We start from the raw sequence: 14,614 nt of genomic DNA, 5'->3' as shown, positions 1-14,614 counted from the left end.
CTCCTCCTGCCACTTACGAGATCTCATGATCTCGCAAGCGGCAGGATTCCACAAGATCTGTGGGCGGAAATCTATTCCCAGCTACAGCCGTCTTGCAATCGCCTTTCCGATGCGATGGGGTATCCCAACAATAAGCGCGTTACCCATGCAAAACGCCCTGTTGATATCAGTCATGCCGGTATCGGTCCAGCCTCTCGGAAAGCCTTGGAGCTGATCCAGCTCATCGGGCACGAGTCTGCGATACCTTCCGTCTCCTGCGGACACGATGTGCTTGCTTCGAGAAGCCGAACCCCCCCCCTCGCTTGTCAGGATGGTACGAGCGGGAGCATCCGTGGGATCGGGAAACGCCATCGCTCCCTCGGAATATTGGTACTCAAATCCGGTCGCCTTGTTGATTCGCGGCTCGCTCTTACCGCCCTTGAAGTACTTCCACTTATCGAGCTTCTCTTCATCGACATAGAAGCTCTCGGGCACCTCACTGCTAGGCACCAGAACGTCACCGAGCACTTGCCACGGACCTTCATATGTCGATTCGACTTCTGCAGTTACGACCTCGCCATCCTGCATAGCACCTGCGCGGCAAAACGGCGAGCGCTTCAGCCCGATGCCGAAGCGTTCGGAGTTGTCATACGGATCCTCGAGAAGCTTCACATGAGAAACGGAGCCAACGACCTTCGCAGGAAGGGCATCCGCAATCACTCCGGTTTCAATTCTCGAGGGCAAGTCCCACGGATCATCGGTTTTCTCCGCGAAAATGTACACGCGGCGGCGCTTCTGGGGAAAGCCGTAGTCAGCTCCGTTGACGACACGCCATTCGACCGAATATCCCAGCGTGTCAAAGCAGGAAAGAATGATTGCAAAGTCGCGACCCCTCTGAGAAGCAGGACTCTTCAGCAGACGGTCCACGTTTTCCAGCAAAACGTACCGAGGGCAATTCTTGAGCTGCAGGAACCTATAGATGTCCCACCATAGAACACCCTTCTTTCCCACAATTCCCTTAGCTTGAGACAGCGGCTTTGCAACGGAATAATCTTGGCAGGGGAACCCGCCAACGACCATATCCACATCGGGAATGTCGATATTGCCGGCCTCGTATTCATCAAGAACGCGATGGATATCCTCGTTGACTACAGAGCCGGAGCCAAAGCGAGCCTCGTAACAGCGCGCCGCGAACTGACGTGTCGGCGTTCCAGGCGGCTCCCACTGATTTGCCCAGACCGTTACATATGGACCTGCCGCAGGCATCGCAAACTCCGGATGCTCGCCATCCTCATACCCTTCAAGGCCGAGTCGAAAACCACCAACACCAGCAAACAGCTCGGCAATACGTACCACGCGTCCAGACACGCTTCTCCGATCAATTCTTTCTCTGACCGCATATACGGTCGCCTCAGTTTGTTCCCGCCTAACTCTATCGATCTCTTCTCCGATGTATCGCGCGTTGATCCAAAAACATTTCTTCGTTTCGAAGGATCCATAAGGCGTGGGAAGAACATCGGCTTTGTTCCTGGCATGCGGACGTACATGACAACAGCGGTTTTCGGACGATTTCACCGAGCGTTCTGCATGTCCATCGATTACACGCCGACGCATTTCCTCATAGCAACGCTTCGCCTCGAGAAGATCGCGATCGGGCATCTGCCAAAACATGACACCGCTTAAATAGAAACGCCCATCTTCCTTTTTGTCTTCGCGGTAAACCACGAATAGGTATTTCTGCAGAAGCTGGTTTCTGAACTCACTCTCCTCGAAGTCCTGCTCAGCCAAATCCAAATAGCTGAACGCCGGAAAGGAGATTGACTCCTTGGGAATCCCATTCCTTTTAAGACGCATGGTCTTCGTTTTTATTCCAGCCTTTTCGAATTCAGCAATTTTGGAATGCTCGTCGACACCAAGAATCCGCTTGGTAATAAGAGCGCAGAGGTTCTTCGGCTTTCGCTTGCCCTCGAATCCGTAACCACATACAGCTGCAAGCTCGTTTTCCGAGAGCCCAATATATGGCTCAAAGCGCTTCCTAACCAGCGACAAGAGATCAAGATCCGCATCATGCCCGCTTCGTTCGATGCGCTGTGAATCAAGCATCCCGTTGAAAACGGCCGTCATGTATGAGGGCTTAATTGCCCACGCACGCGGCTTCGCCAGAATTGCAGAGAACGGCTGCCTGGTCCTGTTCTTACTCGAGGCAGACTTGGTTGCCGCTTCGAGATACAAGGTGTCCGACCCTGACAGCTCATGGGCGTGGCCAGCCCGAATCTTGTTTACAACGGTATTCCAATCCTTTTTGAATGTTGGCACGTCCTCTGGAGGAATGCCCCAAAGCTCAACAAGCTTGACCAGATAATCCACCGGATTGAGATCTTTGTCGTACTGGTATGCAATAAGGAGAATCTTGTGCAGCTTCTTTTGGAGCGAGCTTGTCTCCCACGTCTCGTCCACCACGCTCATGTAATTGATCATGCTGATGACAAGGCGCTCTTTTGCAGAGTACTCGCCGTTTTTCTTGAGTTTAAGAGGCGTTGTCTTGAGCTCGGTGTCTACTTCTTTGAAATCAGGCTCGGCATCACTGTTGATGTGGTAATGAAAGTAATACTCCTCAACGGCGTTTCCGAATGACCCTTTTCGTTTATGAGGATCCTCCACGCTTGGAAGCTCACAAACCTGCCGCAGCGTCGACCCTTCAAGACGTTTTGCATAGTGAACGATGGATTCAAGCGACTTTGCATCGTAGTAGGTGCGTTCGACATGCATTTCCATCTCCATAGAACATATGATCGATCGCACGATTGTATCGATCGATCATATGTTCTATGTGGATCGAATCAGCTCCGTTTTCCGGCTGCCTGCCATACAATTTCCCGTAACGTTTCCGGAAGTCTGCAAGGAGCCCCATGATCCGTCCCATCGTCACCTCCCCCATCATGCTGCGCATGCCGAGCGTCGATGCGTCTCCTGAGGATGCCGCGATCGGTGAGGACCTGCTCGACACTCTTGCGGCGCATGCGCATGAGTGCGTCGGCATGGCGGCGAACATGATCGGACAGCGTAAGCGCATCATCGTGGTTCAGGACGGCACGCACGCGCGGCTCATGTACAACCCGGTCATCGTCGAGCGCGCCAACGAGTACCAGACCGAAGAGGGCTGCCTCTCCCTTCCGGGCACGCGTCCGACCACGCGCTGGCGCCGCATCCGCGTGAGCTACCTCGACGAGGACTTCGCCCCGCGCATCGAGACGTTCTCCGGCTACACCGCGCAGATTATCCAGCACGAGGTCGACCACTGCGACGGCGTGCTTATCTAGCTGCGAGCGCGTGTCCGCCGCCGGGATGTCCACGCAAACGGCTACCATAAACGCCAACCCGTCCCCCGCGCGCGAAAGGAGCCTGCCATGCACGACATATGGAACCCGTGGCACGGCTGCACGCGCGTGAGCGAGGGATGCGACAACTGCTACATGTACTACAACGACGAGCGGCGCGGCATCGACGGCTCGCGCGTCGTGCGCACCAAGAACTTCGACTACCCCGTCCAGCGCACGCGCGACGGATCGTATCGCGTGCGTCCGGGCGAGCTCATCCGTGTGTGCATGACGTCCGATTTCCTCGTACCCGAAGCCGACCCGTGGCGGAACGACGCGTGGGACCTCATTCGAGAGCGATCCGACGTGCGGTTTTTCATCCTCACCAAGCGGCCCGAGCGCTTTGCGGCGTGCCTTCCTGACGACTGGGGCGACGGCTGGGACAACGTCATGCTGAACGTGACCTGCGAAAACCAGCGCCGCGCCGACGAGCGCATCCCCATCCTGCTTGCCACGCCCGCCAAACACCGCGGCATCATGTGCGCGCCGTTCATCGGGTCGGTCTCGGTCGAGCACGCCGCCGCCGGCTGCCTTGGACCCCATGGCATCGAGCAGGTTATCTGCGGAGGCGAGAACTACGGCGGCGCACGGCCATGCGATTTCGACTGGGTGCGCTCACTGCAGCGCGAGTGCGTAGCCGCACGGGTAACGTTCGTGTTCATCGAAACCGGCAGCGTGTTCGTGAAGGACGGTCGAACCTATCACCTGCGCGGCAAGAAGCTGCAAAGCCAGCAAGCCTGGAAATCGGGCATGGGCTACCAGGGTGCGCCCATCGCGTGGCACCTCACCGACCGCCTCGGGCTCGAAATTCCCGAACAGGACCTCTACCAGCCGATCTACCACGAGCAATGCGAGCAGTGCGGCAGCCGGCTGATCTGCAACGGCTGCGGCTCGTGCAGCTCCTGTTGGATGCGGTAGCCGCAACTCCGCTTGCAGCTCCCAACAAACCGCTTGCTGAATCACGATTAGATCCGTTTCCAAACGGATTATGAGTTTCACTAGTTAAACTTAGTGTGAAGGTCCTTTGAATATTTAAGAATCAATCTCAATAGCGAATTGGACAAGCCCGCTTTGGTCATAATCCTAACTGTACGGCGTGCCCGCCCAGAGGGGATTTATAGGTCCGGGAGAGCACGCAATCGCCTGTGATCGAAAGGGAAAGATCATGAAGTTCGTTTGCCCCGTTTGCGGTTACGTTGAGGAGTTCGACGGCGATCAGCTGCCCGAGGGCTTCAAGTGCCCCCAGTGCGGCGTCTCCGGCGACCGCTTCACCAAGATGGACAGCGATATGACCTGGGCCGCCGAGCACGTCGTGGGCGTCGGCAAGCTTCCTGAGGTTCCCGAGGACATCGTCGCCGACCTGCGCGCCAACTTCGAGGGCGAGTGCTCCGAGGTCGGTATGTACCTGGCCATGGCTCGCGTTGCCCATCGTGAGGGCTATCCCGAGATCGGCCTGTACTGGGAGAAGGCCGCTTACGAGGAGGCGGAGCACGCTGCCAAGTTCGCTGAGCTCCTCGGCGAGGTCGTGACCGACTCCACCAAGAAGAACCTCGAGATGCGCGTTGAGGCCGAGAACGGCGCCACCGCTGGCAAGACCGATCTTGCCAAGCGCGCCAAGGCCGCTAACCTCGACGCCATCCACGACACCGTGCACGAGATGGCCCGCGACGAGGCCCGTCACGGCAAGGCGTTCGCCGGTCTGCTGAAGCGTTATTTCGGCTAAGCCGCGAAACCGCATCACGCGACTCGCATGAAGGCGCCGCTCCCCGTGCTCGGGGAGCGGCGCCTTTCCTGTTTTGCACTGCTTGGAAGAGGGTAGATTCTGCTGAAAAGCTCGCCGCGAGAAGCGCGCGTCTCAAATTCGCGACTTTTGAGAGGGTTGCATCGAGCTCCGGCAGATTTCGAAATCGGCCATGTATGCGCGATCCGGCTGACCAGCAACTTTATGACCTTGACTGCATAGAATTCGGGCTTTCCGGTTACTCGAACTACCCACCGTTCTTGTGAGATATCTCAAAAGTCGCGAATTTGAGACGCGCGCTTCTCGCGGGGCGCCTTGCTTCGATACCGCCTGCATAAAACCGCCTTCAGGCCCAACTGAACTCGCATTCGCGGCCCGCGAAGCTCGCTAATCCAGCCACCAAGGCCCGCAAACGCGAGTCACAGCCGCCCGTTACAACCTAGCAAGCCCTGTCGGCACGCCCAAACAGCCCGCCAAGCGGGTATGCAACGAACGCGAATACGAAAACAACGGCAGACACGGCATACATGAACCCCGCAGCGTCCCCGCCCTTAGCGGCAAGCGCCTCGATGAACTGGCTGACGATCACCAGCGCGTAGGCCGTGCCCACATAGCGGAGCACCTGTCCCTTGAGACCGGTGAATTCGCTCTCGCGCTCGCGGATCGATTCGTTGAATGACCTCATGTGGCACCCCTTTCGCCTCGCGCCCGCGCGTGACGCGCGCTCCTTACCTAAATCCAACATAGGAGCCCTGCGCAAAGCCGCCGTGAACGCAGCGTCACATTCCCGTAAAGAACCTCCGAACGGTCCGCTTTGTCGGTAAGCGAAATAGACGACACCCCGAATGCGAACATAAGGCGTTCACAGGTCGCAAATATCCCTAAACCATTAATTGAACGCGTTGGTGAAGCACTGCTTTTTTGCCTACAGGCCCGCATAATTAATGAGTTTGGAATATGGATTGCAGCTACACATTTTGGAGGGAAGATGCATGCAGTAACGAGGAGGCAGTTTGGGGCCATTGCGCTCTCGGCTGCCGCCTGTGCATTCGGCGGGCTAGCAGGCTGCACCCCCGCCGCAACCAAGACGACGCAGCAGGGCTCGGGCAGCGCCGCTGCGGCCCCGGCGCCGGCTCCCGAGGGGACAATCGTCGTCGGCGTCCGCTCGGACATCGTGGGCTTCGGCCTGCAGAACGAGAAGACCGGCAAGTACTACGGCCTCGAGATCGACATCGCCAAGGAGATGGCCTCGCGTATGGGCTACAAGGAGGTCGAATACACGACCGTTACGCCCGACAACCGCAAGGAGACCCTGCTCGCCGGCGAGGTCGATGCGCTCGTCGCCTGCTACTCCATCGCCGACTCGCGCTTGGAGAACCTCGACTTCTCCCCCGCCTACTACACCGACAACGTCATCGCCGTCGTACAGAAGTCCTCGCTCATCGACAGCATCAGCGACCTCAAGGGCTGCACCTTCGGCACCATGGCGGGCTCCAACGCCGCGCCGCTGCTGAGCATCAAGCTCTACAACGTCGGCTTCACGAACGGCGAGGTCGTCAAGACCAACGACGACAACAGCGAGGTCGACTTCGACACCTGGCACCTCTCGCAGTTCCCGTCCTACCAGGCACTCTCCGACGCGCTCGAGGAGGGCATCGTCGACGCCATCGTGCTCGACGGCGCCATCGCCCACACCTACATCAACGACGACCGCTCGATCATCCAGGGCTTCAACGTGGCCGAGCAGTCCTACGGCGTCGCCACGCAGAAGAACTCCGAGCTCTCCGGCATGGTGCACGACGCCATCCAGGGCATGCTCGATGACGGCACCATCGCCAAGCTCGTCGACAAGTGGGACTAGGGGACGCGAACATGTCGAAGAAACTTTCCAAGAAGATCGTCGCGCTGCTGGTCGTCGTGGCCGCGAGCATGGTCGCCATGGCGTTTTTGCTCTACAACATGCAAAGCCAGCTGACGCGCAACAGCTACGTCGAGGAGATGCATCTCGAGGCCGAGGAGCTCGAAACCCTGCTCGCCGAGGCCGATGAGGACACCGAGCAGAACACCATCCAGTTCGACGCGAACTACCAGTCCAAGGCGGCCCAGGTCGCGTTCATGGCGCAAAACGACGCCGGCTTCGAGATCTCCGACACCAAGATGTCCGAGTACCAGAAGCTGCTCGACGTCGATAACGTGCTCGTCGTGAACGCGGCGGGCGACATCCTGGCGAGCGCCGGCCCCACCAAGGCGACGTTCTCGTACGCGCGCTACAACCGCCTGCGCGAGACCCTCAAGACCGGCAAGCCCTCCAAGGCCGTCGAGATCGACGTCCCCGAGCGCAACTGGTACATGCGCTACTACTCCGCCCGCATCGACGACAACACCATGGTCGTCATCGAGCAGAGCCCCGAGAGCCTGCACGAGCTCATCGAGGCCACCGGCTCCACCGCGAGCGTCCTGCGCAATATCGCGCTCGGCCAGCACGGCTACGTGTTCGCCGCCTCTGCACGCGACTACATCGTCGAGTACCACCCCGACGAGGGCGTGATCGGCTCCGACATCATCGACCTGGGCTTCGATCCCTCCATGCTCGAAGACGGCGCCTACGCGACCGTCACGGTCAACGGCGAGGAGCTCTTCTGCGGCGTGCGTCTGATCGACGACATGTACTACATCTGCGCCGTGCCCGAGTCCGACATGAACGCCTCCGGCACCCTCACCGTCGGCGTCATCCTGTTCGCGTTCTTCGTGGTCATCGCCACGGTGGCGCTCTACGGCGTCTTCGTGCTGCGCGACGACGAGCGCCGCGGCCACGAGGAGACCGACTTCGGCCACCTCGGCCCGTTCCGCTTCAACCGCAAGATCGCCGGCCGCGCCGCCGTCCTCTCGGTGGTCGGCTTCCTCGGCGTGCTCATCGTCTCCTATTACATGCAGACGCTCTTCGCGCTGTCGTCCCAGTCGCTCACCAACAACGAGCGCGTGTCGCAGATCGCCACGACCCTCGAGCGCAGCCAGCAGCGCGCCGACGACCTGACGCAGCAGTTCAGCGACGAGTACCTTGCGAAGGCCAAGGTCGCAGCGTACATCCTCGACCAGAACCCCTCGCTTGCCAACCACGAGAAGCTCGCCGAGCTCTCCGACCTGCTGAACTGCGAGTACCTGTTCGTGTTCAACGGCACGGGCAAGCTGATCGCCACCGACTCGAACTTCACCAACTTCACGCTGTCGCAGAATCCCGAGGACCAGTCCTACGAGTTCAACAAGATGCTGCAGGGCGTCGAGTACATCGTGCAGGACCCCATGCCCGACGAGGTCTCGGGCGACATGCGCCAGTACATCGCCGCCGTCACGCATGACGAGAAGGGCGACATCAACGGCTTCGTCCAGCTGAGCGTGCGCCCAACCCGCCTGGAGCAGCTCCTTGCCACGGTGACGATCGACCACGTGCTCGACGGCGTCCAGACCGGCGCGGGCGGCTTCGCCTTCGCCGTCGACAAGACCGACAAGACCATCGCCTACTACCCCGACGAGTACATGGTGGGCAAGGTCGCCACCGAGGTCGGCATGACCGACGCCCAGCTGAAGGACGGCTTCAGCGATTACATCACCATCAACGGCGAGACCTTCTACGCCTCGGCCAGCGAGACGGACGGCTACTACGTCTTCGTCGCCGGCGACGAGGGCCACCTCATGGCCGAGCGCGGCCCGCTGACCATCGCCACCGGCTGCATCGCCGTCGTCTGCCTCGCCATCATCTTCTTCCTGCTCACGCTCGAGCCCGGCGTCGAGACCGTGGAGGAACACGTTGAGGAAGGCGCCGAGGAGGATGGCGACACCCGCATGGTCAACGTCACCGTCGGCGGCCGTACGATGCGCACCGAGTCCGCCGCCAGCCGCTGGCTCAACCGCTCCTTCCACTGGAACGAGATGTCGCCCGAGCAGAAGCTCGGCACCGTGCTGCGCTGGTTCGCGAGCCTCGCGGTGATCGTCATCTGCGTCGCCGTCATCTTTAAGGATCAGTTCTTCCAGAAGGGCTCGATCTTCTCCTACATCCTGGGCGGCACCTGGGAGCGCGGCCTCAACATCTTCGCCATCACGGCGAGCCTGATGTTCGCCTGCGTGGCCATCACCATCGCCGAGGCCGTCCAGCGCCTCCTGCGGCTGATCTCCCGCATGGTCGAGGCCCGCGGCGTCACGCTCTGCCGCCTGTTGGCGAGCTTCATCAAGTACGGCACCGTCATCGGCATGCTGTACTGGTGCCTGGCCCTTGTGGGTGTCGACTCCGCCACGCTGCTCGCCTCGGCCGGCCTGCTCACGCTCGCCATCTCGCTGGGCGCGAAGGACCTCGTTGCCGATATCATCGCCGGCATGTTCATCATCTTCGAGGGCGAGTTCCGCGTCGGCGACATCATCCAGGTGGGCGGCCAGCGCGGCACCGTCGTGGAGATCGGCGTGCGCACCACCAAGATCAACGACGGCTCCGGCAACATCCTCGTGATGCGCAACTCCGGCATCTCCAACGTGGTCAACATGACCAAGGAGCACAGCTACGCCGCCGTCGAGGTCGGCATCGAATACGGCGAGAGCCTGGAGCGCGTGGAGAACGTTCTTGCCAAGGAGCTCCCCAACATCAAGAAGCGCCTGCCGGCCATCATCGACGGCCCGTTCTACAAGGGCGTCACGATGCTTGCCGACAACTCGGTCAACATCAAGATCGTGGCCGAGTGCGCCGAGAAGGACCGCGTGCCGCTGACCAACGACCTGAATCGCGAGATGAAGCTGATGTTCGACAAGTACGACATCTCCATCCCCTACCCGCAGGTTGTCATCAACCAACCGACCGTGTTCAAGAAGGCCACTGCCGCCGAGAAGCGCGCCGCCGACGCCTTCAACGCCGAGCAGAAGGAAGCCGTCAAGCACATCGGCGACGAGAACGAGGACTTCGACGAGTTCAACGACACCAACCGCCACTAGGCGACGTTCCCGCGCCACAGCGCTTGCGCAACGCAACGAGCCCGGAAGACGAACGGTCTTCCGGGCTCGTTCTCATATACGGAGGGTCCGATGCGGTATGTCCGATGGCGTGAGCGCGCCTAGCCTTCGGGGCCAGTGAATACCCGCTTCATGAGCGGGAACTCATTGCGTATAAAGCGGTCGAGCCGCTCAACCGATTCGTTCTGGCGGCCCTTGAGGGTGACCATGCAGACGGGGATCGGCGGGGCGTCCGCGGGGTCCACGCGATGCATGGCGGCCAGCGGCTTGATATCCAGCGCCTTCAGATGGACGCCCAGAACAAGGCCGTTCTGCTTTTCCAGGAAGTTCGCCACCCCATCATCGGTTTGGACCTCGACGAGCTTCGACGCGAGCCCGCGCTTGACGCACGATTTGAGAATCGTCTCGTTGAACGAGTCGACCTCGTCGTTGTAGAGCACGGGATACGGATCCAGATCGGCAAACGTGAGCAGGCGCTTGCGGCGCAGCGGATGGCGCTTGCCCATGAACACACCGACCGATACGGTGCCAAGCACTAGGCACGTGCAGCGCGGGTCGGAGAAGTTGCCGATCGTGATCATCGCGTCGATATTGCCCGCGCGCAAATCGGCAAGCGCCTGCGGACCGAGCGCGAGCGATAGATGGGTCTTGATGCCGAGCATATGCGATACGAGCTGAGAAAACGCATTGCACACCAGCTCGTGCTTGGCAAAGGGGGGCGATACGAGCACGAGACGCAGATCGGTTCTGGCGCCGCCCTCATCCTTTTCCGCATGAAGTTCCGCCGCGCGGCCGAATGCGTCGAAGCTGGCGATGGCCTCGCGCGCCGGGCCGACCATGGCCTTGCCGAACGGCGTAAGCGATATCGTGCGCCCACCGCGGACGAACAGCGGGCTACCGAGCTCTTCTTCGAGGTCGATCAGCGCCTTGGACACCGCTTGCACCGAAACGCCCTCGGCTCGGGCCGCTTCGGAAAAGCTGCCGCAACATGCTGCGAGATAGAAGTATTGAAGCTGTCGTATGTTCACAGCATAGCCCCACAGTTTCGCTCGTCTTCTTCGCGATCAGCCGGCACTGCCCCTGAGGCGGTTCCCTCCCTCATGCGCACCGAGCATATCTCAGGATACGTCCACACCCTCACATGGGCTCGTCACGAGCGGTAACTGTCAACAGGTAGTTGATAATTGCCTACCGGCGCACCGTGAAAAAGCGGTCCGCCCACGATGCAGGCAGACCGCTTTCAGACCGCTTGGGCGGATATGGGGCACGTAGCCTAGTTGGTTCCGTCCTCGTTCAGAGCACGCGAGGCGAAGACGATCGCGGTGAACGCCACGGCGATCGAAACGAGGTGCTGCCACACGTTGTTGTACACATGGTTGAGCAACGAGGTGCCCAACAGGGAGAGATTCACGAACACCATGACGGCAACGAGGTAGGTGTAGGGCTTGAGCAGCTTGTGGTGCTTGGCGGCACGCATGCCGATAAAGCCGCAGATGAACTCGAACAGGCCGATGACACCGGCGATGACGGCGTACATCTGGGCGATCTGGGCACCGTCCTCCATCTGCAGGTCGACCTCGGGAGCACCGAAGAACATGATGGCAGCGACCGCAACCGTGGCAAGGCCGAAGATTACGAAGAACAGGCTGATGCCCTTGACGACCAGACTGTTCGGGGAAAGCTTGGACATACCGGTTCCTTCCATAGCGTGTGGTTATTGCCGGGGCGGAAATAGCGACGGGCAGGGCCTTCCAGCAAAACCGCGAGATTATAGGCAGCATTTTTCAGGCGCGTCAACGATTGCCGGCAATCGTCAACCATGCCTTGAGAATTAGGGCGCAACCTTGCGAGTACGCAGGCGATACAGGGCGCCATGCGGTATGCTTTTGCAGTTCAATCAACCGCGCTATGCATCGCATAACCGAAGGAACGCTCATGACACAAGACGCTATCAAGCAGCAGAGCCCCTCCAAGGAAGCGGGCTCGCATTTTGCCGCTCCCCCGAAGGAGCCACAGGGCAACGAAGTCCCGCTGATCCTTAAGATCTACGGCTTCCTCTGCATGGCGGACGGCATCATCACCATCCCCATGTTCGGCATCTTCGGCGCCATGGTCATGTGGGCGCTGCAGGCACGCCCCGACCTCATCACCCTGAGCTCCGATCCGACCCTGCCCATTGTGCTGCTGGCGATCTCGCTCGTCGTCGCCTTCGGCAACGCCATCGGCCTGATCGTGTTCGGCCGCTCGCTGCTGAAGAACCACCGTCGCAACGCTGCGCGCTGGTCGCACGTGCTTATTGCCACGACGATCCTGCAGATGCTGTTGCGCATGATGCTCGAGGGCATCGGCACGCACCTCATCCCCGACGCCATCCAGCTCGTCATCCTTCTCACGCTGTCGGTGACGGTCGACCCGTCGCTTCTGCGTGAACGCCATCTTGAGCGCGTGGCCAACGACCTGCGCGACCGCGAGGCAGCGCACGTGGGCATGCTCGGCCGCGATCTCGAGGGCAAGGGCTATATCGAGCTGAACTTCTTCAACCTGTTCTGGGTCTTCGTGGTCTGCTGCATCCTCGGCCTCATCATCGAGACCATCTACCACATGGTTATCGTCGAGCCCGGTGTGTATCAGGACCGCGCCGGCATGCTCTTCGGCCCCTTCTCGCCCATCTACGGCTTCGGTGCCGTGCTCATGACGGTGGCGCTCAACCGCTTCTACAAGGCGAACCCCGTAATCATCTTCGTGGTGTCCGCCATCATCGGCGGCCTGTTCGAGGCTGCGGTCAGCTGGTTCATGCAGATGGGCTTCGGCGCTGTGGCGTGGGATTACACCGGATACACCATCTTCGGAATCCCCGACCCGGTGGCGGTGCTGTTCGGCGGCCGCACGAGCACGCTGTTCATGTGCATGTGGGGCGCCCTCGGCTTCGTGTGGATCAAGCTCTGCCTGCCGTGGCTGCTCAAGCTCATCAACCTGATTCCCTGGAAGCTGCGCTACTCCCTCACCGCCCTGTGCACCGTGCTCATGCTCGTGAACGGCGTCATGACGCTCGAGGCCCTCGACTGCTGGTTCGAGCGTTTGTCCGGCGTGGCCGGCACCACGCCCGTGGAGGAGTTCTTTGCCAAGAACTTCGACAACGAGTACATGGAGCACCGCTTCCAGAGCATGACGATCACGCCTGAGGACTCCAGCCGTATCGACGGCGAGGCCGTGGCCGAACAGTCCGCGGGCGATGCGGTCGCGGCCGGGTCTTCCGCGTCTGCTGCGGTGTAGCCCGGATCTGATGCGGGCTTCTTGCCCGCCGCGCTTTGCGATTGCTGCCCGCCTCCGGTTCCGTCCGGGGGCGGGCTTCTTTTATGGGCGGGTGCATCCGCGTGCTTGGCCGGACGGCCCGCATGCCCAGCTGCCTCAGCGCGACGCCCACCTTCCGGGCGCCGCATCGACAAGAAAAGACCCCGGCGGGCTCCAGCCTGCCGGGGTCTTCCCAGAATCGTTATGCGCTCGGCCTACGCCTTAGAAGCGGCCACCGCGGTGATTGCCGCTGAAGCCGCCACGGCCACCGCGGTCGTCGCGCGGGCCACGGCCGCCACGAGGACCGAAGTTGCCGCGCGGGCCACGGGGACCACGGTCGTCGCGGTCACGACCGAAGCCGCCACGCGGGCCGCGGTCGTCACGGCCGCCACGGGGACCACGCGGGCCACGATCGTCGCGACCACCGAAGCCGCCGCGGGGACCACGGTCGTCACGGCCGCCACGCGGGCCGCGATCGGCGTCGAGGCCCATAGCGACCATCGGGTCGATCACCTTGTCGAGCAGCGCGAGGATCTGCTCGCAGTCGTCGGAAGACAGCTGCGGAACGAGCTTCTTGCGCTTGCCGCCCATCTTGGCGGCGAGCTCGGCGGCATCCTCGCTGGCGAAGATGACGACCTTGCGCATGTCGTCCTCCTCGGGCTCAACGCGGGCCACGATGTCGTTCTTCTCGGCCTCGACCATGATGGCGTTGAGCTCACGCAGGCGCATGCCCAGCAGCTCGGCCATCTCCTTCTGCTCCATCTTGGGCTTGAGCTCCAGGAGCTTGAGCGCGCGCATGAGGTCGTTCAGGCGCTTGGCGTCCTCCTCGGCCTCGTCGCGCATCATGTCGCGGCGCCCGCGAAGCAGGCGCGCAGCGCGGTTGATCTTGTCGAACAGCTCGCCGTCCAGGTCGCGGGGCTCAGCCTCGTCATCAGCGGCGATCTCCTCAGCCTCGGCGGCCGGCTCGGCCACGGGCTCCTCAGCGACGGTCTCGGCAACCGTCTCCGCCACGGTCTCGGCGGCAGTCGTCTCGTTCTCGGTCATCTTCTCGTCCATTTCGCTGTACTCACTCATGAGTTCCTCCTGCGCCCTCGGCGCTCTACAGGCGGCCTTCCTCTGGCCGCAATCAACACATGGCCTTCCGGCCCGAATGTAGTGTAGACGGCTGTCCGAGCACCCGCGCGCATCAAACTCCCCCATCACAAAAGGAGCGCCAGAAGCGCTCCTTATCTGC

11 protein-coding genes are annotated in these 14,614 nt (G+C 61.0%); 6 read left to right on the top strand and 5 right to left on the bottom strand.

Translation table 11 applies throughout. The features are described from left to right. Positions 1-81: 81 nt before the first annotated feature. Complete coding sequence (locus H6A16_RS05565) at positions 82-2,748, bottom strand: Sau3AI family type II restriction endonuclease (RefSeq protein ID WP_204616925.1); 2,667 nt, start codon at positions 2,746-2,748, stop codon at positions 82-84. Positions 2,749-2,888: 140 nt separating this feature from the next. Between H6A16_RS05565 and H6A16_RS05560 the strand changes: the two genes are divergently transcribed. From H6A16_RS05560 to H6A16_RS05550, 3 genes are all read left to right on the top strand, one after another. Next, positions 2,889-3,299 carry a peptide deformylase gene (locus H6A16_RS05560; protein ID WP_204616923.1) on the top strand — a complete coding sequence of 137 codons (411 nt, stop codon included), beginning with the start codon at positions 2,889-2,891 and terminating at the stop codon, positions 3,297-3,299. Between the two features lie 87 nt (positions 3,300-3,386). Continuing rightward, positions 3,387-4,274, top strand: coding sequence for a DUF5131 family protein (locus H6A16_RS05555; RefSeq protein ID WP_204616921.1), 888 nt, complete (start codon positions 3,387-3,389; stop codon positions 4,272-4,274). A gap of 247 nt (positions 4,275-4,521) precedes the next feature. Then, positions 4,522-5,079: a ferritin family protein gene (locus tag H6A16_RS05550; RefSeq protein ID WP_239458225.1), complete on the top strand. Its 558-nt coding sequence runs from the start codon at positions 4,522-4,524 to the stop codon at positions 5,077-5,079. 457 nt (positions 5,080-5,536) lie between these two features. On the opposite strand, the gene H6A16_RS05545 is transcribed toward H6A16_RS05550, so the two are convergent. Continuing rightward, positions 5,537-5,782, bottom strand: coding sequence for a hypothetical protein (locus tag H6A16_RS05545; protein WP_204616919.1), 246 nt, complete (start codon positions 5,780-5,782; stop codon positions 5,537-5,539). 303 nt (positions 5,783-6,085) lie between these two features. On the opposite strand from H6A16_RS05545, the gene H6A16_RS05540 reads away from it, so the two are divergent. Together H6A16_RS05540 and H6A16_RS05535 are read left to right on the top strand one after the other, a co-directional pair. Continuing rightward, positions 6,086-6,958 (top strand): transporter substrate-binding domain-containing protein, encoded by an 873-nt coding sequence (locus tag H6A16_RS05540; RefSeq protein ID WP_204616917.1) that lies wholly within the window; start codon positions 6,086-6,088, stop codon positions 6,956-6,958. An 11-nt stretch (positions 6,959-6,969) separates the two neighbouring features. Beyond that, positions 6,970-10,071 (top strand): mechanosensitive ion channel domain-containing protein, encoded by a 3,102-nt coding sequence (locus H6A16_RS05535; protein WP_204616915.1) that lies wholly within the window; start codon positions 6,970-6,972, stop codon positions 10,069-10,071. Between the two features lie 119 nt (positions 10,072-10,190). Here H6A16_RS05535 and H6A16_RS05530 read toward each other — a convergent pair whose 3' ends face one another. After that, positions 10,191-11,117: a LysR family transcriptional regulator gene (locus H6A16_RS05530; RefSeq protein WP_204616913.1), complete on the bottom strand. Its 927-nt coding sequence runs from the start codon at positions 11,115-11,117 to the stop codon at positions 10,191-10,193. A 245-nt stretch (positions 11,118-11,362) separates the two neighbouring features. After that, positions 11,363-11,779: a hypothetical protein gene (locus H6A16_RS05525; RefSeq protein ID WP_204616910.1), complete on the bottom strand. Its 417-nt coding sequence runs from the start codon at positions 11,777-11,779 to the stop codon at positions 11,363-11,365. Between the two features lie 245 nt (positions 11,780-12,024). Between H6A16_RS05525 and H6A16_RS05520 the strand changes: the two genes are divergently transcribed. Then, a complete protein-coding gene (locus H6A16_RS05520) occupies positions 12,025-13,362 on the top strand; it encodes a putative ABC transporter permease (protein ID WP_204616908.1) in 1,338 nt (445 codons plus the stop codon). Positions 13,363-13,602: 240 nt separating this feature from the next. Here H6A16_RS05520 and H6A16_RS05515 read toward each other — a convergent pair whose 3' ends face one another. Continuing rightward, positions 13,603-14,454, bottom strand: a complete 852-nt coding sequence (locus H6A16_RS05515) for a hypothetical protein (RefSeq protein ID WP_204616906.1) — start codon at positions 14,452-14,454, stop codon at positions 13,603-13,605. Between the last annotated feature and the right edge of the window lie 160 nt (positions 14,455-14,614).

It is taken from the genome of Collinsella tanakaei (assembly GCF_016900375.1).
In the GTDB taxonomy this organism is placed as follows: Bacteria; Actinomycetota; Coriobacteriia; order Coriobacteriales; family Coriobacteriaceae; genus Collinsella.
This window is presented reverse-complemented; position numbering and strand designations above follow the sequence as displayed.